General features: G+C 69.5%; 17 protein-coding genes and 1 pseudogene. 11 read left to right on the forward strand and 7 right to left on the reverse strand.

The window, feature by feature from the left end:
- From ACFYXF_RS30520 to ACFYXF_RS30530, 3 genes are read left to right on the forward strand one after another with little or no spacing between them, the layout of a single operon-like run.
- A complete protein-coding gene (locus ACFYXF_RS30520) occupies positions 1-1,554 on the forward strand; it encodes an FAD-dependent monooxygenase (RefSeq protein WP_389354368.1) in 1,554 nt (517 codons plus the stop codon).
- On the forward strand, positions 1,551-3,611 hold the full coding sequence (locus ACFYXF_RS30525) for an acetate--CoA ligase family protein (RefSeq protein ID WP_389354370.1): 2,061 nt from the start codon (positions 1,551-1,553) through the stop codon (positions 3,609-3,611). The genes ACFYXF_RS30520 and ACFYXF_RS30525 overlap by 4 nt, the downstream gene beginning before the upstream one ends.
- Complete coding sequence (locus ACFYXF_RS30530) at positions 3,604-5,262, forward strand: (2,3-dihydroxybenzoyl)adenylate synthase (RefSeq protein WP_389354372.1); 1,659 nt, start codon at positions 3,604-3,606, stop codon at positions 5,260-5,262. The genes ACFYXF_RS30525 and ACFYXF_RS30530 overlap by 8 nt, the downstream gene beginning before the upstream one ends.
- A 380-nt stretch (positions 5,263-5,642) precedes the next feature.
- Here ACFYXF_RS30530 and ACFYXF_RS30535 read toward each other — a convergent pair whose 3' ends face one another.
- Together ACFYXF_RS30535 and ACFYXF_RS30540 are read right to left on the reverse strand one after the other, a co-directional pair.
- A complete protein-coding gene (locus tag ACFYXF_RS30535; RefSeq protein ID WP_389354374.1) occupies positions 5,643-6,014 on the reverse strand; it encodes an antibiotic biosynthesis monooxygenase family protein in 372 nt (123 codons plus the stop codon).
- Positions 6,015-6,182: 168 nt separating this feature from the next.
- Positions 6,183-6,977: an alpha/beta fold hydrolase gene (locus tag ACFYXF_RS30540; RefSeq protein WP_389354376.1), complete on the reverse strand. Its 795-nt coding sequence runs from the start codon at positions 6,975-6,977 to the stop codon at positions 6,183-6,185.
- Positions 6,978-7,119: 142 nt separating this feature from the next.
- Between ACFYXF_RS30540 and ACFYXF_RS30545 the strand changes: the two genes are divergently transcribed.
- From ACFYXF_RS30545 to ACFYXF_RS30560, 4 genes are all read left to right on the forward strand, one after another.
- A complete protein-coding gene (locus ACFYXF_RS30545; protein WP_389354378.1) occupies positions 7,120-7,722 on the forward strand; it encodes a TetR/AcrR family transcriptional regulator in 603 nt (200 codons plus the stop codon).
- A gap of 1,011 nt (positions 7,723-8,733) precedes the next feature.
- Positions 8,734-9,882, forward strand: coding sequence for an amidohydrolase family protein (locus ACFYXF_RS30550; RefSeq protein ID WP_389354380.1), 1,149 nt, complete (start codon positions 8,734-8,736; stop codon positions 9,880-9,882).
- A gap of 396 nt (positions 9,883-10,278) precedes the next feature.
- Positions 10,279-10,983, forward strand: coding sequence for a response regulator (locus ACFYXF_RS30555; protein WP_389354381.1), 705 nt, complete (start codon positions 10,279-10,281; stop codon positions 10,981-10,983).
- A 22-nt stretch (positions 10,984-11,005) separates the two neighbouring features.
- Entirely contained in the window at positions 11,006-12,136 is a 1,131-nt protein-coding gene (locus ACFYXF_RS30560) for a sensor histidine kinase (RefSeq protein ID WP_389354383.1), read from the forward strand.
- A 65-nt stretch (positions 12,137-12,201) separates the two neighbouring features.
- On the opposite strand, the gene ACFYXF_RS30565 is transcribed toward ACFYXF_RS30560, so the two are convergent.
- Positions 12,202-12,408 carry a hypothetical protein gene (locus tag ACFYXF_RS30565; protein WP_389354385.1) on the reverse strand — a complete coding sequence of 69 codons (207 nt, stop codon included), beginning with the start codon at positions 12,406-12,408 and terminating at the stop codon, positions 12,202-12,204.
- A gap of 302 nt (positions 12,409-12,710) precedes the next feature.
- On the opposite strand from ACFYXF_RS30565, the gene ACFYXF_RS30570 reads away from it, so the two are divergent.
- Both ACFYXF_RS30570 and ACFYXF_RS30575 read left to right on the forward strand, forming a co-directional pair.
- Positions 12,711-12,914 (forward strand): hypothetical protein, encoded by a 204-nt coding sequence (locus ACFYXF_RS30570; RefSeq protein ID WP_389354387.1) that lies wholly within the window; start codon positions 12,711-12,713, stop codon positions 12,912-12,914.
- A 149-nt stretch (positions 12,915-13,063) separates the two neighbouring features.
- Entirely contained in the window at positions 13,064-14,128 is a 1,065-nt protein-coding gene (locus ACFYXF_RS30575) for a zinc-binding alcohol dehydrogenase family protein (RefSeq protein WP_389354388.1), read from the forward strand.
- A gap of 64 nt (positions 14,129-14,192) precedes the next feature.
- Here the strand turns inward: ACFYXF_RS30575 and ACFYXF_RS30580 are convergent.
- Positions 14,193-14,483: pseudogene (locus ACFYXF_RS30580) on the reverse strand (transposase); the annotation flags it as partial.
- A 313-nt stretch (positions 14,484-14,796) separates the two neighbouring features.
- Positions 14,797-15,429, reverse strand: a complete 633-nt coding sequence (locus ACFYXF_RS30585; protein WP_389354390.1) for a glyoxalase — start codon at positions 15,427-15,429, stop codon at positions 14,797-14,799.
- A 445-nt stretch (positions 15,430-15,874) separates the two neighbouring features.
- On the opposite strand from ACFYXF_RS30585, the gene ACFYXF_RS30590 reads away from it, so the two are divergent.
- The gene (locus tag ACFYXF_RS30590; RefSeq protein ID WP_389354567.1) at positions 15,875-17,002 is read left to right on the forward strand and encodes an 8-amino-7-oxononanoate synthase; all 1,128 of its coding nucleotides are present in this window, start codon (positions 15,875-15,877) and stop codon (positions 17,000-17,002) included.
- A gap of 102 nt (positions 17,003-17,104) precedes the next feature.
- On the opposite strand, the gene ACFYXF_RS30595 is transcribed toward ACFYXF_RS30590, so the two are convergent.
- Together ACFYXF_RS30595 and ACFYXF_RS30600 are read right to left on the reverse strand one after the other, a co-directional pair.
- Complete coding sequence (locus tag ACFYXF_RS30595) at positions 17,105-17,329, reverse strand: DUF397 domain-containing protein (protein ID WP_389354392.1); 225 nt, start codon at positions 17,327-17,329, stop codon at positions 17,105-17,107.
- 9 nt (positions 17,330-17,338) lie between these two features.
- Positions 17,339-18,196 (reverse strand): helix-turn-helix domain-containing protein, encoded by an 858-nt coding sequence (locus tag ACFYXF_RS30600; RefSeq protein ID WP_389354394.1) that lies wholly within the window; start codon positions 18,194-18,196, stop codon positions 17,339-17,341.
- A gap of 212 nt (positions 18,197-18,408) precedes the next feature.
- On the opposite strand from ACFYXF_RS30600, the gene ACFYXF_RS30605 reads away from it, so the two are divergent.
- The gene (locus ACFYXF_RS30605) at positions 18,409-18,870 is read left to right on the forward strand and encodes an ATP-binding protein (RefSeq protein ID WP_389354396.1); all 462 of its coding nucleotides are present in this window, start codon (positions 18,409-18,411) and stop codon (positions 18,868-18,870) included.
- Positions 18,871-18,977: the final 107 nt, after the last annotated feature.

Raw genomic sequence — 18,977 nt, forward strand, 5'->3', positions numbered from 1 at the left:
ATGAAAGTTGCCTGCATCGGCGCAGGTCCCGGAGGACTGTTCTTCGCGACCCTGCTCAAGCGGAGCCGACCCGGCGCCGAGGTCGTGGTCTTCGAACGCAACGGCCCCGACGACACGTTCGGCTTCGGAGTGGTCTTCTCCGACGCCACCCTCGACGCCATCGACGCCGCCGACCCCGTCCTCAGCGAGGCGCTGGAGAAGCACGGCCGACACTGGGACGACATCGAGGTCCGCGTGCACGGTGCACGGGAGCGCGTCGGCGGCATGGGCATGGCCGCTGTCGTACGCAAGACGCTGCTGAGCCTGTTGCAGGAGCGGGCCCGCGCCGAGGGCGTTCGGATGCGCTTCCAGCACGAGATCCGTGATCCCGCCGAGCTGGACGACTTCGACCTGGTCGTGGTGTGCGACGGCGCCAACAGCCGCTTCCGCACCGTGTTCGCCGACGACTTCGGACCGACGGCGGACGTGGCGAGCGCGAAGTTCGTCTGGTTCGGCACCTCGTACATGTTCGACGGACTCACCTTCGTCCACCAGGACGGCCCGCACGGTGTCTTCGCCGCCCACGCCTATCCGATCGGCGACTCGCTGAGCACCTTCATCGTCGAGACCGACGCCGACTCCTGGGCCAGGGCCGGACTCGACACCTTCGATCCCTCGACGCCGCCGGGCCCGAGCGACGAGAAGACCAAGGCCTACCTGGAGGACCTCTTCCGCGAACAGATCGACGGGCACCCGCTGGTCGGCAACAACTCCCGCTGGGCCAACTTCGCCACCCGCAGGGCCAGTTCGTGGCGGCGTGGGAAGTGGGTGCTGCTGGGCGACGCGGCGCACACCGCGCACTTCTCCGTCGGGTCCGGCACCAAGATGGCAATGGAGGACGCCGTCGCGCTGGCCGAGGCCCTGGGGGAGTCACCGCACAGCGTGCCCGAGGCACTCGATGCCTACGAGTCGCGCCGCCGCCCCAAGGTCGAGAAGATCCAGAACTCGGCGCGGCCCAGCCTGTCGTGGTGGGAGCACTTCGGTCGCTACGTCCGCTCGTTCGACGATCCGACGCAGTTCGCCTTCCACTTCCTCACCCGCAGCATCCCGCGCGGCAAACTCGCCGTGCGTGACGCGGCGTACGTGGACCGCGTCGACGGATGGTGGCGCGAACGCCACGGGACTCCGCCTCTGGAGACACCTTTCCGCGACGGGACGTTCCGGCTTCCCGCGCGCCGCGTGGCAGTCCGCGACGACCTCCTGACCGGGACGGACGGCACCGACATCCCGATGGTCCCCTTCGGCGGTCAGCTGTCCGGGGCGGGTGTGTGGATCGAGGCTCCGGACACCGAGGAGGGTCTGCCGTTGGCCCTCGACCAGGTGCGTGAGACGGCGGAATCGGGCACCCCGCTCGTCGGCGTACGCGGTGGTACGACGCTGACCCGCGTACTGGTCGCCGAGGAAGCCCGACTCGCGCACGGCCTGCCCGCGGCGGTCATCGGCGCGTACGACGACGACAGCGCGACCACTCTCCTGCTGTCCGGCCGGGCCGACTTCGTCGGAGGCGCCAAGTGACCGCCCTCGACCCGCTGTTCGCACCCCGAGCCATCGCCGTACTCGGCGCCTCCGCCACACCCGGAAAGCTCGGTGCGGCGATGACCGACTCGCTCGCCTCGTTCCCCGGGCCGGTGCTGAAGGTCAACGCCGGCCGGCCGGATCCCGACCGGGCCTTCTTCCCGACCGTCGCCGAGGCCGCCGCGGCCCACGGCATCGCACCCGACCTGGTGGTGTCCTGCATCCCGGCCGCCGCCACCGCCGGGGCCGTCCGCGACGCGGCGAACGCGGGAGCCCGCGCCGCCCTCGTGTGCGCCGGCGGTTTCGCCGAATCCGGCGACGACGGCGCGCTGCACCAGCAGGCCCTGGCCGAAGTGGTGCGGGACACCGGAATCCGCGTCCTCGGGCCGAACACCTCGGGCTTCCTCGCCCCGCACCGACGGCTGACGGCCAGTTTCGTCCCGGGCGTGGCCGATCTGGAACCGGGTCCGGTGGCGGTCGTGGCCGCCAGTGGCGGAGTGAACCACGCGCTGGCCTTCGCCCTCGCCGAGGCCGGCGTCGGCCTGCGCCTGGGGGTCGGATTGGGCAACAGCCTGGACCTCACCCAGGCCGACGTCCTGCTCCACCTCGCCGAGGACGAGGACGTACGGGCCGTGGCCCTGCACGTGGAGACCGCCGCGGAAGGGCGCCGTCTTACCGAGGCCGTACGCCGCCTGACCGACCGGATCCCCGTGGTGGCCCTGGTCGTCGGACGCAGCGACATCGGCGACTTCGCCCGCTCCCACACCGGAGCCCTGGCCACCTCCTGGCGCGTCACCAGGGCAGCGTTGCGGCAGGCCGGAGCCGTCCTCGTCGACGACGAACGCGACCTCGTCGACGCCGTCACCGCGCTCAGCCGCGTACGGCTCCCCGCCCATCCACGTTCGGGCATCGGCCTGGTCACCGCACAGGCCGGACCCGGACTGCTGCTCACCGACGACCTGCGCTCCCACGGCCTGCAGGTCCCGCCCCTGGTCGAACGGACGGTGAAGGAACTGCGCGAACTGCTCCCCGCACTCACCTACCTGAACAACCCCGTGGACACCGGCCGCCCGTCGCCCGTGCTCACGCAGATCGTGGAGCGGGTCTCTCAGGACCCGGGCATCGACGTCACCGCTGTGTACGGACTGCTGGAGCCCACAGCCGTGGACCTCGCCGGCGCGCTGGCCTCCGCCCGCTCCGCCACCCCCCTCGTCGCCGTCGTCGGCGGGCCCGTGGAGCCTGCGCGACAGGCCCGCCGGGAACTCGGCGCGGCCGGCATTCCCTGTGCGGCCACGCCGGCCTCGGGATCGGTCATGATCCGCGCGCTCGTCGAGGACGCGGCCTCCCGGGCCCGTCTGGAGGCCGCCGACGTCACCGTGCCCGGCGCACCCACCCTGCCGCTGCCGGGGCCCGTCGACGAGCACACCGCCAAGAGTGTCCTCGCGGACCTGGGTATCCGCACGCCCCTGAGGCGCGTGTGCGCCGGCCCCGCGGCGGCGCACGCCGCTCTCGACGAGCTCGGCGGACCGGTCGTCGTGAAGATCCTCGATGCGGAGATCCTGCACAAGACGGAAGTCGGCGGGGTCCAGGTCGGCGTCCGCAGCCACGAAGAGCTCGACGACGCCCTCGCCCGCATGCCCGCAAGCCCCGCACTGCTGGTGGAACAGATGGCCCCCGCCGGCCCCGAACTCATCGTCGGAGTACGCCACGACCCGGTGTTCGGCCCTGTGCTGGCGTTGGGCGCCGGGGGAACCGCCGCCGAGATCCTCGGCGACGTATCCCTGCGCCTCGCGCCCCTGTCCGCACCCGAGGCCGACGCCATGCTCGACGAACTCGCCACCCGCGAGATGTTCCGCGGCGCACGCGGCGCCACCCCGGTCGACCGCGTGCGGCTCACCCACGTACTGCTCGCCCTGGCCTCCCTCGCCGCCGAAAACGCCGTGGCCGAGTGCGAGATCAACCCTTTGCGCGTCCTGCCCGACGGCGACGTCGTCGCACTGGACGCGGTGCTGCTCCTGCGTGACCCATGGGATCAAGGAGGATCCGACGATGCATGAGGGATTCGTCCCCTGGCCCGAGGAAACGGCCGACCGCTACCGCGCAGCGGGATACTGGCAAGGCAGGCCGCTGGGCGCCTACCTCCACGAATGGGCCGGGACCTACGGCGACGCGGTGGCCGTCGTGGACGGCGCCACCCGCCTGACATACCGTCAACTCGTCGACCGTACGGATGGATTGGCCTGCCGTCTGCTGGACTCCGGCCTCAGCCCCGGTGACGCGATGCTCGTCCAGCTGCCCAACGGCTGGGAGTTCGTCACGCTCACCCTGGCCTGTCTGCGGGCCGGGATCGCGCCAGTGATGGCGCTGCCCGCACACCGAGGCCATGAACTGCGTTACCTGGCAGCGCACGCCGAGGTCACCTCGATCGCCGTACCGGACCGGCTGGGTGACTTCGACCATCAGGCACTGGGGCTGGAGGTCGCCGAAGTCACGCCGAGCGTACGGCTGTTGCTCGTCGCGGGTGGCACGGCAGGCACCGACGCCACGGATCTGCAAGCCCTGGCCGAGCCGGCCGACGACCCGGCCGCCGCACGGGCCCGACTCGACCGGATCGCCCCGGACAGCGGCGACATCGCCGTCTTCCTGCTCTCCGGCGGTACGACCGGACTGCCGAAGCTGATCACCCGCACCCACGACGACTACGAGTACAACGCGCGCCGCAGCGCGGAAGTGTGCGGCCTCGACTCCGACACCGTCTACCTGGTGTCCCTGCCCGCCGGGCACAACTTCCCCCTGGCCTGCCCCGGCATCCTGGGCACCCTCATGAACGGCGGCCGGGTGGTCCTGGCGCGTACCCCGGACCCCGAGAAAGTGCTGCCCCTCATGGCAGCCGAGGGCGTGACGGTCACCGCCGCCGTGCCGGCCGTCGTCCAGCGCTGGATCGACGCCGTGGCCTCCGGCCGTCACACCGCCCCGCCCGCGCTACGGCTGTTGCAGGTAGGTGGCGCCCGCCTCGCGCCGGAGGTCGCCCGCCGCGTCGAACCCGTGCTCGGCGGCACGCTCCAGCAGGTGTTCGGCATGGCAGAGGGGCTGCTGAACTACACGCGCCCCGCCGACCCCGACGACATCAGGATCGAGACGCAGGGGCGCCCCATGTGCCCGGACGACGAGATCCTCGTCGTCGACGCCTCCGACAACCCGGTCCTGCCCGGAGGGATGGGCGTGCTGCTCACCCGCGGCCCGTACACCCCACGCGGCTACTACCGGGCGGACGACCACAACGCCCGCGCGTTCACCCCCGACGGCTGGTATCGCACCGGCGACATCGTCCGGGTGCACCCCTCGGGAAACCTCGTCGTCGAGGGACGCGACAAGGACATGATCAACCGGGGCGGCGAGAAGATCTCCGCGGAGGAGGTGGAGAACCTCGTCTACCGCCTGCCCGGTGTCGCCCGCGTCGCCGCCGTCGCGAAGGCCGACCCCGACCTGGGGGAGCGGGTGTGCGCGGTCGTGGTCGTCGAACCGGGGACCCACCTGACCCTCGAATCAGTACGCGCCGCCCTCACCGCCATGCAGGTGGCCCGCTACAAACTCCCCGAAGACCTGCTGGTCGTGGACGAGTTGCCGCTGACGAAGGTCGGCAAGATCGACAAGAAGCGTCTGCGGGATGTCGTCCGTGACAGGGCAGACCCCGTCGAGGCGGTGTGACAGGGTTCGCCGCCGCGGAGAGCGGGCCGATGACGTTGCGGTGACGCTCCTGCCTCGCCGGGGGAGTCAAAGCCGCTTTGCCGGCCTTCTGGTGGTACCTGGGGAAACAGCTCCAGGTACCACCATCCCCGTCACCCTGTCCCGACCGTCGGACCAGCGACGGGAAGTGCCCCTTCTGGTGACCGGCCTCATGCGTCCTCGTGTACGTCCTGCCGCCGAGTTCTTCTCCGGGCGGACCAGGCCGAGCACGTTGCGGACCGGCCGGGCGGTCGGCGGAAACGGATCGGCGTCATCGGCGTGAGCGGCCGGCTCACCAGGGGCTGCACGTCGCCACCCGTCGTGCGCGTGGCGAACGGCATCCCGGAATCGGGAAGCGGTCGTCATTCCCCTTCGCAGACGCCCTCGACAGCGAACTTCTGGTAAAGGTGCGGGTAGGCGACGGTGCCGGCAGGGTAGCCCGCCAGGTGCGAGGCGAACTCCGGCGTGCCGAGCGCCGCACGGAGGTGTTCGGTGGATTTCCAGACCGCGACGTTGGTGAACAGCCGGCTGCCGCCGATGCCCCGGTACAGCTGTACCGAGAGGAGGCTCCCCGACTTCTTCATGTACTCCGCGTCGTCCGTCCAGGCGGCCACCACCTCGTCCTCCTTGCCCTCCGGGGCGACAAACGTGTTGATGATGGTGACCGGGCCGACCTTCTCCTTCTGCTGGTCGTGGAAGTTGGTGGACTCGTCGAGCTGTCCGAAGTTGAGCATGATTCCTCCATGGAATCGAGGGGGAGGTGGGTCTGCCGACCCACAGGGATTCGAGTGATCCGGGACCGGGAGGCGGCCCGACTGCGTGTTGGTGAGTCGTGATCAATGGGCAGTGCGCGGGTGGGGGTACGCCGATGGCCGCCGCGTGGTCCTGCCCGTGGGGTGCGATCAGGCGTGGTGCCTGCCGAGGAAGTCGGTCATGAGCTGCAGCCACTCCTCGGTCCGCTCCAGCATCGGCAGGTGGCCGGTGGCGATTTTCGCGAGCTGGGCGCCGGGGATGGTCTCGGCGAGCTGGCGGTGCAGGGCGACAGAGGTGAGCCAGTCGTCGGTGGTCGAAATGACCAGGGTGGGGACCTTGATGCCGGCGAGGTCGTGTCGTACGTCGACCTGTCCGACGAGGTCGGTCTGCTCGGAGCTGCCGTCGGCCGAGCCGGCGGCGACATGGCCGAGGGTCTGCCGCAACTGCTCGGCCGGCATCGACTCCAGCGCCTGGGTGCCGAGAGCCATCATCAGCTGGAACTCGGCGAGCAGTTCACGGTCGCCGGACGCGGCGATCTTGCTCCAGACCGAGGAGGCGAGAGCGAGCCGGTTGTCGCGGTGCGGGAATGCGGCGGTCAGGACGAGCGCGGTGACGCGCTCGGGGTGGCGGGTGGCGGCGCGAATGGCGACCGGGCCGCCGAGGGAGTAGCCCGACACGGCGAAGCGGTCGAGACCCTCCGCGTCGGCTGCGGCGACGAGCTGGTCGGCGAGGTCGTCGACGGACAGCGGGGTCGTGGAGCGGGGGGTGTCGCCGCTGCCGGGGTAGTCGATGCCGACGACGGTGTGGCGGGAGGCGAGCCCTTCCAGGACGGGTCCGTAGGTGCCGGCCAGGCTGCTGCCGGCGCCGTGCGCCAGGAGCAGACCGGGGCCGGAGCCGAGGCGAGTACGGGCGAACGCGGGCTCAAGCAGGTTGAGGGATGACATGGCCATCTACCTTTCACAGACACCGACACGCAATGAATCATCCAGTGCGTGTGATTGCTCTTCAGTTTTATCACACGCTACGTATGATTCAAGCTGTGACGTCAATCACGCTCGCCGTATGATTTGCCGATAGGGTGGCGGCATGAACGAGCCTCCCCACCGCCGTCAGCCGACTCCGGGCAACCCGCGCGTGCAGCGCACCCGCAACCGCGTGCTGGCCGTCGCGCGAGAACTGCTGCCTCAGGTCGGACCGGCCGGGCTGACCTATGCGCTGCTGGCCGAGCGGGCAGATGTCACCCGTCAGACCCTCTACCGGCACTGGCCCACCCGGGCCGCACTGCTCTTCGACCTCGTCCTCGAAGGCCCCGACCTCGGCAACTATCCGGAACCGGGCAGCGACGTGGGCGCCGTGGCCACCGCCTGGCTGAAGAGCCTGCGTGCCGGGGTCAGCGTGCCGTCTGTGCGAACCGCGGCTCTGGCCGTCACCGCCCAGGCGGACCACGACCCCGACAGCGCCCGGGCACTCGTCCGCATCGGCGAGGACCGCTACACCGGCTTCAACAGACTGCTGGAGCCTTCGGGCGTCCAGATCAGCGACGACGAGTTCACCCTGCTGTACGGCCCCGTCCTCGCCCGGCTCTTCCTCGACCGTGGCCAGGTCACCGACGCCTTCATCGACGCCGTCGTGGCCCAGTGGCTCACCATGCTGCGGCCTGTCGGCGCACCGCAGGACTCAGAACGGTAGTCACCGAGAGCTCTTGACAGGGTTCAGCCGGAACAGCCGCGTCCAGACGGTGAAACCGGACTTGTGTCACCCGGTAGTCGCCGCCCCCGTCGAGTCGAGCCTCGCAGCACCGCTGCCGCGCGCCACCGCACACCCGGCGTGGCGGCGGTCCGGTGCCCGCGTCCGCACATGGAGCGCCGCCAGGTACTCATGGGCGAGCGAGGGCCGGGCGTTGAGGGGTGTCGAACCTTGAGGACAGGGAGGACGGCATCGACACTGATGGATCTCCGCTTCACCTGCACTCGGTCACGGCGGACGCACCCAAGAGCTGACAACCCCCTACTCCTGACGGACCCGTCCGAACAGGTCTCGCTTCCGTCGTACCGGACGAGTGGCAGTGCCTGACCTGGGACGTAGCCGGAGGCCTTACAAGGAAGTGGGCGTCAGCCCGGCGATTCGCTTCACGGAAGCTTCATGCGCCCAGTGGTACGTGCCTTATGGGGCGCCTGTTGTCTGACGGTCATGCACGCACGCCTCGTCCCACAGGTACGTGGACTCCGTCGGGCAGGCAGTCGGCGATCGCGCGCTGCATGAACGAACCGGCGGTCAGTTCACGACCTGTGCGGGGGCAGGGGCAGGGGCAGGGGCAGGGGCAGGGGCGGGGGCAGGGGCGGCGGGGTCGGCGGTGTTGCCGGCGGGTCCGCTCCACAGCTGGCTACCGGTTGGCGCGGGTGCATCGGCGCCATGGCGTTCACACGCATGAATGCCGGATCGACCTGTTGGCGGTGACCGACCTGGCCGCGGAGCGACTTACCCGCTTGCACTCTTCGATCGGCCTGGACCCCACGCACATCCGTAGAAACAGCCGTCTCCGTCTTGGCGGGGACCATCGCCGTCCTGCACTGGCCCTGCCCTGCCCTCCCCGGTCTGGCGACGGGGGCCGTGACACACACGCACACACGACCTGACTCTCACGCAGAAGGAAGAGGGGAACTTGAAATGAACCTGCGACGGAACATCTCGCGTCGAAGGATGATCGAAGGCGCATCGGCTGCGGCGCTTGTCACGGCGGCGGCCACGGTACCGACCGCCATGGCCAGTCCGGAGGCGGCAGGGTCCGGCTCGGGGCTGCCCAAGGGCAACTGGCGCATCGATACCCACGCGCACTACAGCCCCGACGTGTACAACGACTATCTGCAGCGCTACGGCCTCCTCGGCGCCATCACCGGGGCGTACGGTCCATGGTCGGTCGAGCGGCATGTGGCCTTCATGGACCAGTACCGGATCCAGGCCAGTGTCCTGTCGTTCGGCGATCTCCAGGTCACCGTCGGCCCGGTCGACGACCGGCGCGCCACCGCCCGCGCGGTCAACGACTACGCCCACAACCTCGTGCGGACCCGTGGTGACCGGTTCGGGATCTTCGCGGTCACCCCGATGCCCGACATCGAGGGCTCGGTGGCCGAGGTGGACCGCGCGCTCGGCGAACTGGACCTCGACGGCATCTGCCTGCTCACCAACTACAAGGGCACCTACCTGGGGGATCCCTCGTTCGCGCCTCTGTACGAGATCCTCAACGACCGCCATGCCTACGTCTACGTCCACCCGACGGGTCCGGAGAACAACCCGGCTCCCAAGCTCTGCTTCGGCCCCGACATCCCTGCCGGGAACAACGTCTTCGAGTACAACTTCGACGCGACCCGCGCGATGACGAGCCTGATCTACAACGGTGTCCTGCGGGACTACCCGAACATCCGTTGGCACTTCACGCACTCCGGCGGGGCGCTGCCGTTCCTGGCCTTCCGGCTCGCGACCCGGCACTCGGCCTTCCCGCCGTTCAACGAGGTGCTGCCCGAAGGCCCCCTCAAGTACATGAAGCGGATGTACTTCGACAACGCACAGGCGTTCACCGCCGCGCAGTTGCAGCCGCTGTCGTCCCTCGTGCCCGCCGACCACATCATGTTCGGCAGCGACTGGCCGGCGACCCGCCACCTCTACGCGGCCGACAACGTCGAGACGATGCCCTTCCTCAAAGGCAGCCTGCCCAATCTCAAGACGGGCGACCCCGAACCGACCGTCGACGAGATCTACAGCCGGCGTCAGCGGATCGCCCTCGAGCGGGACAACGCCCTCCACCAGTTCCCGAAACTGAAGGCGCGTATACGCCGCGCCGGCTCGCGCTGAGCCGCGACCGCACCCGAGCCCGCCGCCCGCTGCCCCCGCCGACGGGGCGCGGGCGGCGCTCCGTACGGAGGTCGGCACCGGCTGACGGGGGAGGCCGTCGAAGGAGATCGACGGCGTCTGGCCGGGCGGGATCCGGCACGCGTGATCCGCCGTGCCAGGGCGGTCACCGCGCTCCCCAGGACGGTACGGCTCCCACACACAACGGTCTGGCCCACGGCCATGAACGACCCGGCCGGGCGGTGCTCGCCGGGTGAGGCGGGCCCGTGGATCGTCGCCGGCCACGACATGCACCGTACGCTGGCCGCATTCGAGGCCCTGTGCCTCGCCGCCGGTCACTCCGCGGCCATGACGACCCTCCGCGTCCCTCCTCCCACCCGGCGATGGAAAGCGAGCACGATGAGTACGCAGCGCGTTCTGGTCGTCGATGACGAGCCCAAGATCCGTATGACCGTGCGCGGCTACCTGGAGGCGGACGGTTTCCATGTCGTCGAAGCCGCGGACGGACCGTCCGCCCTGCGGGCGGTCACCCGTGACCGGCCGGACCTCGTGGTGCTCGATGTGATGCTTCCGGGGCTGGACGGATTCCAGGTCCTGCGCCGTATCCGGGAGGCGAGTCAGATCCCGGTGATCATGCTCACCGCCCGCGATGAGGAGGTCGACCGGCTGATCGGCTTCACCACCGGCAGCGACGACTACGTCACCAAGCCGTTCAGTCCCCGCGAACTGGCACTACGGGTGCGGGCCATCCTGAGGCGCATCGACAGCCGTCCCGAGGCGACCGAAGAGGACGGCGTCCTGCGCTTCGACGGACTGACCGTCGATCACGTGACGCGGACCGTGCTGATCGATGCCGACCGGACTGTGGAACTGTCCGCTCTCGACTTCGATCTGTTGTTCGCGATGGCCCGGGCACCTGGGCGGGTCTTCACCCGGCGCGGCCTGCTGGCCCAGGTGTGGGGTGATGACTTCTTCGGTGACGAGCGCGTCGTGGACGTGCACATCCGCACTCTGCGGCGCGCGCTGGGCGACGACGCGGGCGCACCTCGGTTCGTAGGCACCGTCCGCACCATCGGCTACCGGTTCATCGGACGCCCCGCCTAGCGGCCAGGAAGGACTCCCACCCATGTCGCCCGCCCGCTTCCCGGCCTACCAGAGGTGTCGTGCGCGGCTGCGCCAAATTCAGGAGAGTCTGTCGCTCCGCAACCGGCTGGTGCTCTCACACGTCATGGTGCTCCTCCTGGCACTGCTGGCCATGGCGGCGATCAGCGCACTGATCGAGGTGTGGCTCGGTTTTGCCGACATCGAAGGTGACGTGGTCCTGCAGGTCGGCCTCTTGTTCGGATTGGCCGCGGCCTTCCCGGCCTCCGTCGCCTTGTCCCGGTTTCTGCTGAGGCCGCTCGACAGGGTGCGCGCCGCCACGCGCCGGCTCGCCGAGGGACACTACGACGATGTCCTCGAACTCCCCAGCGAGCCGGGCCTGGCGGCGCTGGTCCAAGACGTCAACACCCTGGCGGCAGCCCTCGCCGACACCGAACGCCGCCGCGCCCGGCTGATCTCCGAGGTCGCCCACGAGATGCGAACCCCCATCACCCTGCTACGCGCTCAGATCGAGGGCGTGGCCGACGGAATCTTCGTCCCCGACGAGGCCATGTTCGCTTCCCTCGCCGACGACCTTCACCGGCTGCAGCGCTTGGCGGGCGACCTCTCCAGCCTGTCCCGGTCGGAAGAGGGCGCCTTCGTTCTTCACGGCGAGCTCACCGACGTGGCCACGTTGGCACGGGTCACAGCCGAGCGACTGCGCCCCCAGTACGACGACCAGATGGTGCTCCTCACCGTGGACGCGAGCACACCCGTCGACGCTTTCTGCGACCCGGACCGGATCACCCAGGTCCTGGTGAACCTGCTCGGCAACGCACTGGCCGTATCGGATCGGCACGGGCATGTGGCGCTGTCCGTACACGCTGAACCGTCTCCCGTGCCCCATGTGATCGTCCGTATCGTGGATGACGGCATCGGCATCGCCGAACACAATCTGGAGCGCATCTTCCACCGCTTCGAACGCCTTGAGCGTCCCGGCCGGCCCGCTGCCGCAGGCGGCAGCGGTATCGGACTGGCCATCGCCCGGGGCATCGCCCGAGCCCATGGCGGAGACATCACCGCGGAATCCGCCGGCCTGGGCAAGGGAGCGACGTTCTCCTTGCACCTACCGCAGGAACCCGCCCCAGGGGGCGGCATGCCACCGGGCTCCCGCTGACCTATCGACTCCGGGGCGGAGGTGATGAGCAGGTCACGGTCGTGAAGGACATCGAGGGAGCGCGCTCAGTGCGCCTCGCCGAGTTCGGAGACGGCGACCGCGGCGCGTGACACGGTCAGCGTCCCGATGATCGCTCGGTCCGCAGATTTTCTCGGTGCACGGTCCGGTAGGACCCGCAGCGGGTGAGCGGGCGTCGGACGCCCCTCGGGCAGCTTGTACGAGGTGCGGCAGAGCGCGGGGCTCGGTGTGGGGCCGCCGGTCAGGGCCGGCACCCGCACATCGGTCCTGCCGACTCCCTCCCGCGTTACGCGCCAGAGGCAAGAGCCCGGCTTCATGGAAGCTTCATACGCCGAGTGGTAGGTGCTTTATCAGGCGGCTGTTGCCTGGCGGTCATGCAGGTTTTGCTCGTCCCGCCATCGACCGGCGTTGAACACCATGCTGTGCGGCACCTGACCAAGGCGTTTCACTCCGTCTTGTCCGGAGCCGTCGTGCTCGCGGAGCACGTGGATCCCGTGGGGCAGTCGCTGAGCGAGTACGCGCTGCGTGAAGCGACCGCTACCTGTTCACGGCCGTCGTGGCGGCAGTGGCGGGGGCGCTCGCGGGGCTGCTCCGCATCCGACGGCCGGCCGCTGATGTGGCCGGCCCGGCTGAGTCGAGCGTCGGGTGCGCAGGTCTCGTGCTCAGCCGGGACCTGCTCGCGAACCCGACGCTGTCGTCCGACCCGAGCACGGCGGAGCGGATCTTCGACCTGATGCGAACCCGCCCCGAGACCGAGTGACCGATCGTCAGACCGATCATTTTTCTGCTCCATCCCTGGTGACCCGTCTGGCCGAAGTCCGCTCGCACTCGGTCTCGCCCGGCGAGTGAGGCGCAGGCGGCTGCACATAGCTCCCGATGAACCGCGTAACGATCTGAAGGAACGTGAAAGTGGAACAGACCATGATGGCGGTGCGCCTGTTCGAACATGGCGGGCCCGAGGTGCTCAAGTACATCGAGGCGCCGATTCCCGAGGTCGGCCCCGACGACGTCTTGATGCGCGTGCACGCCACGGCCGTCAACAGCTGGGATCTCCGGTACCGCGCGGGCAACCTGCCGCAGCCTCTGCCGGGACGGCCCGCGTGGCCTCTGCCGTTCCAGCTCGGCCGGGACGCCGCCGGTGAAATCGTGGCCACCGGCGAGAACGTCACCAGGTGGCGCACGGGCGACAGGGCGGTGCAGCTTCCGCACCCGCCGTGTCGCAACTGCGCCCTGTGCGTACGAGGCCTCGAAAACCTGTGTATCGACACCTCCTACCCCGGACACCAGGTCTTCGGCGGATACGCCCAGTACGTCGTGCGTCGCCAGGACGCGGTCCTGCCCATCCCCGACGGCGTCGACTTCGAGACGGCTGCAGCCACCATGTGGACCTACACCACCCCGCTCAACTGTGCGCGACAAGCACCTGTCGGGCCCGGCGACACGGTGGTCATCACCGGCGCCAGCGGCGGGATGGCGATCGCCTGCGCACAGCTGGCCAAGCTGAGCGGAGCCACCGTCATCGGCACCACCACCAAGCCGGACCGCGACGAAGCGCTCGGGAAGCTCGGCTACGACCACATCCTGCACTCCACCGATCCCCGACTGCCCGCACAGGTCAGGGAGCTGACACACGGTCTGGGCGCGGACGCCGTCTGGGACTGTGTCGGCGGCAACGACTTCTTCCAGCTCTCCCTTTCCTGCATACGGCTCGGCGGCACGGTCATCGTCCTGGGCACACCTACCGACCAGGGATCCCGGCTCGAGCTGGACGCACTCGCGCTCATCGGCGGGGAGGTGAGGATCGCCAGCGTGCGCGGCGCGACCCTGCGGGACCAGCAACTGTGCCTGGAACTGCTGGCAGAAGGAAAGATCGAGCCGATCATCGACCGGGCCTATCCCCTGGCAGAGGCGGCTGAGGCCCACGCGTACCTGGAAAGCCATCGGCAGACCGGCAAAGTGCTCCTCCTGCCGTGACCCCGGGTCGATCGCTGACGGCTGCGGAAGGCGCGCCATCGAGACGATATGGCAGAAAGTGATGGTGGACCCGCTGCCAGCGCTTGAGGGTGTTTTGCTCGCGCACGCCCCCAGGTCGGGTGGGGTGCACAGTGGTGGCCCAACAGCCGGCGTGGCAGCGGACTTCGGCCAGGACCTTGCTGCACAGGTTGGACCAGAGGTGCCACCTGTCGCTGACCTGTACCGCTTCGGGGAGGGCCTGGCGGATTGATTCGGCGTAGGTGGCGGAGCCGTCGCGGCAGACGTACTGGGCCCCGGGCTGCTCGCGCAGCCACGTGGCTCCGGACGGTACTCGGGTGGGCAACTGCTGGAGTTGGCGTTGGAGTACGACGCCGGGTTCGATCCGCGTTACTTCGCCCAAGCGCTGCGGGCGGTCGACCGTTGGCCGGACCGGGAGTACGAGGTATACGGCATCGATGGCGGCCAGGTGGAGGACAGGGTGCCCGAACCTCGGAGAAGGGGTGCTTGTGGAGGTCCTACAGCAGCTTCCGTTCGATTCTCCGTCGGTCGACAGCGTCGTCGGGATGCCCTTGCCGAATACCTCATCCACGCAGGTGGGATCAGGTGCAGCCGTAGGCCGTAGGGGGCCTCCTCTGTAAGTGCCGTCCTGTAATCGGAGGTCACTCGGGTCAGGCGGTGACGGTCAGGGGAGTAGTGGTTTCCCAGAGGAACCCGTCCGGGTCGCTGAACGGGTCGGCGTCGCTGGAGAGCACCAGCCGGTGCGATCCGGTGCCGACGGCGGGGACACCAGCGTCCTTGGCGAGGGCACGGCGCTTGTACAGGGCCAACTTGACGGAGCCCGGCCCGGTGGCGAACTCGACGTACTTGCCGCCGAAGCTCTTACCCACAGTGAGACCCTGTTCGATGTAGAACTGCTTGGTGGCCTTCACATCCTCGACGCCCAGCAGGAGCACGAGCTCGTCGAAGTCCCGGGTGACCGGGCCCGTGTCCTTCCTCGCCGATGTCGCGATCTTCCAGATCGTGCCGTCCGGGGACTGAACGACTCCGCCGTAGCCCCACAGGGACTTCGAGGTGGGCTTGAGGGCGGTCGCGCCGGCGTCGAGGGCGGCGCCGACAAGCGCGTCCACGTTGCCCGGCTGGGACACCACGAGCGACAGGGTGAAACCGCGGAAGCCGGTCGTGGGGGCTTCGGAGGCACGCAGGCGCACTTGCGGCGGGACCAGTCCGAAAGCGGTGGAGTAGAAGCGGGCGGCGGCTGTGGTGTCGGCCACCTCAAGGGTGACGGAGTCGATGGAGTTCATGTCCTCGACGGTAGGGCGGCCGAGTCGCCGATACTTCTCGAAAACTGCTCGGTCTGGCCCGCTGGGGCCCCGGCCCGAGCGGCCTTCGGACCGCCGCCCCGCCTACCCGAGCCGTGGTCGGCGTTGAGCAGCCGGGCTGGTGCGGCGCGCTCGCTCCCCTGCCAGTCGGCGCCCTCCCCGTACCGAACAAGCACGGAGAGTTACCGCTCGGGACTCAATGGCCGGCGTCACGCGCTTTCGGCATCGTCCGCAGTGCCATTAGGTCTTGAGCATTGCTCGACAGACTGTGAGAAACGATCTTCGGCATAGGGCGTGATACAGCCTCTGACCTGGTCTTTTTGCCTGCCTGATAAAACCCGCTGTGGGTATTGCCACATCCTGGGTAGCGGGACCGGCCGCTAGGGTCTGTCCACTGCCTACAACCCGGTGCGTGCTCGGAGGACCCATGGCGTTCGGCTGGATCGACGAGCAGGCCGAGGCGCGTCGGCGTGCCGGACTCGTACGGACCCTGCGCCCGCGGCCCGCCGACTCGCCGCTGCTCGACCTCGCGAGCAACGACTATCTGGGCCTCGCCCGGCACCCCGAGGTCACCGAGGGCGCCGCCCGGGCCGCCCGGCGCTGGGGCGGTGGCTCCACCGGGTCGCGGCTCGTCACCGGCAGCACCGAGCTGCACGCGGAACTCGAACGCGAACTGGCCGACTTCTGCGGTTTCGAGGCCGCCCTCGTCTTCTCCTCCGGCTACGCGGCCAACCTCGCCGCCGTCACCGCGCTCGCGCCGCACGGCACCCTCGTCGTCTCCGACGCGGGCAACCACGCCTCGCTGATCGACGGCTGCCGGCTGGCCCGGGGCACCACCCAGGTCGTCGGGCACGCCGATCCGGACGCCGTCCGCAAGGCGCTCGGCACCCACACCGGGCCCGCCGTGGCCGTGTCCGACACGGTCTTCTCGGTCGACGGGGATGCTGCTCCGCTGGGTCGACTTGCTTCCGCCTGCCGGGAGTTCGGCGCGGGGCTGGTCGTCGACGACGCGCACGGGCTAGGGGTTCTGGGGGACGGCGGGCGCGGCTCCGCGTACGCGGCCGGGCTCGCGGGTGCGTCGGACGTCGTCGTGACCGTCACGCTGTCCAAGTCGCTCGGGAGTCAGGGGGGAGCGGTGCTCGGGCCCGCTCCGGTGATCGAGCACCTCGTCAACGCGGCCCGTACGTTCATCTTCGACACCGGGCTCGCCCCGGCGGCGGCGGGCGCGGCCCTCGCGGCCCTCACGCTGCTGCGCCGCGAGCCCGAACGGGCCGCACGCGCGCGTGCCGTGGCGCGCGATCTGCACACCCGGCTGACGGCTCAGGGGCTGACGGCGGTACGGCCGGACGCGGCCGTCGTCTCCGTGCGCGCGCCGTCCCCCGAGGGGGCCGTGCGCTGGGCGGCCGACTGCCGGGCCGCCGGAGTGGGCGTGGGCTGCTTCCGCCCGCCGTCCGTGCCCGACGGAATCTCCCGGCTGCGGCTGACCGCCCGTGCGGACCTGTCCGAGGAGCAGATCGCACAGGCGGTACAGGTGATCGGCGAGAACCGACCGTAGATCCGCAGTCCCTTTGTCTCCGTAGTGCTTGTCTCAGTAGTGCTGTTGATCAGTGACACGCGACCATGAGTCGGCGGACCACGGCCGTGCGTCCTGGGGCGATCACCGGAACGCGGTGAGGAAACCCGCCCAGCTCTCGGGGGAGAAGAGCAGGACAGGCCCGGCGGTGTTCTTGGAATCGCGTACGGCGAGCGGTCCGGTCCGGACTTCCGCGTCCGGACGGGCCGTCTCCACACAGTTGTTCGCGCCGGTGCTGTAGCTGCTGCGCAGCCATTGCACACCGGGCGGTTCGACGACGGACGGTTCGTTCCGAGGCAGTGCTGACATGGTGCCTCCTTACACGCCGTGTTGCAGACCGGCGATGAAATCCAACGAATCCTCGGGCGAAAGGGCGTGGATCTGAAGGGTGTTGAAGGCCTCGCTGTAGGCCTGGAGGTCTTCTTTCCGTTCGAGGTAGAGGCTACTCATCATCTGGTCGAGAACAACCACATCCAGGTCAGAAGTGCTCGGAAAAGAGAAGATAACGAAAGGGCCGGTGATGCCGGTGTAAGCCCCTGCGGTGAACGGCAGGATCTGGAGCCTCACTTGGGGCAGATGGGCCGCTTCCAGGAGCCGTTCCAGCTGACGCGTCATCACCTCTGGGCCACCCACTTCACGGCGCAGCACCGCCTCGTCGAGGACCGCGCTCAGGGCCAGCGGCGGATCCGAACGCAGTACGTCCTGCCGGGCCAGCCGCACTTCGACCAGGGCGTCGAGCCGGGTCTCCTCCAGGCCGTCCACGGCCGCCCGGGTCACCGCGCGGGCGTACTCCCGGGTCTGCAGCAGCCCCGGGACCACCGAGGTCTCCAGGGTGCGCATGGTGCTGGCCTGCGACTCCAGGCTGATGAAATCCCGGTAGGTGGGCGGGAGTACGCCACGGTAGGCGTGCCACCAGTGGTGCCTGCCGCCGTCCTCACCGCCCGCCAGCACGAGCAGCAGCTCACGCGCCTCACCGTCCGGAACCTGGTAGGCGTCGAGAAGTAACCGGACGTCCGCGGGTTTCACCCCGCTCGCGCCGGTCTCGATCCGGCTGACTTTCGACTGGTGCCAGCCCACCAGACGAGCCGCCTGGCCACTTGTGAGTCCGGCCCGGGCACGCAGCGCGCGCAGTTCGGCACCCAGTTTTCGACGGCGCACGGCGGGGCCGTACTGCATGGGCCACTCCTTACTCCTAATGAGCCGCCCAAATACGCTCTGGGGTCGCAGAGTTCACCGCTTCGAGCGACAGATATATGCATATCTTGGTGGATCGCACCCCGTGACCGGCGCGGGAATGGCAGTCTGGCGCGAAGCACCAGTCCGGGACCGTACTCGAACCAGCCGCTCCGTGTCGGGCTCCGGTTCCGTGGGAAAGGGACGACGCCGCCATGGCAGACCACCTGGAAGCATCCGTCACTCTGCCGAGCGATCCCGCCTCGGTCTCCGCCGCCCGCGCATATGTGGCCAACGTCCTGGCGGAATGGGGTCTGTCAGGTGAGAGTGAAACCGCCGACACCATCCGTCTGATCGTCTCGGAACTCGCCACCAACGCCGTACAGCACACCTTCGGGTTGTCACCCACCTTCACGGTGGACGTCGCCCTCGACCGTGACGAACATCTGCGCATCGGGGTCACCGACAGTCACCCGCGCTTCCCCAAGCGACTGCCCGCCGCCGTGCAGCAGGACAACGGGCGCGGGATGGTCATCATCCGCTGGCTGATCGCCGAGTCGGGCGGCAGACTCCGCGTCCGCCCCACTCGCGAGGGCGGCAAGACGGTGTCGATCGAACTCCCGTGGACGGCTCCGGCCCGGCCCCCGGTAACGGCGGCGGGTCAGCAGGAGCCGTAAGGAGCGGTAAGGACGCGTCAGGAGCAGGACCGGTTCGGCCCTGGACGACGGGGCTTCGGCCTGCCGTACGTCCGTCGCGTCGGGGATTCGTCACCGACGCGCTCGAT

The organism is Streptomyces sp. NPDC002680 (assembly GCF_042889145.1).
Taxonomy (GTDB): Bacteria; Actinomycetota; Actinomycetes; order Streptomycetales; family Streptomycetaceae; genus Streptomyces; species Streptomyces adonidis.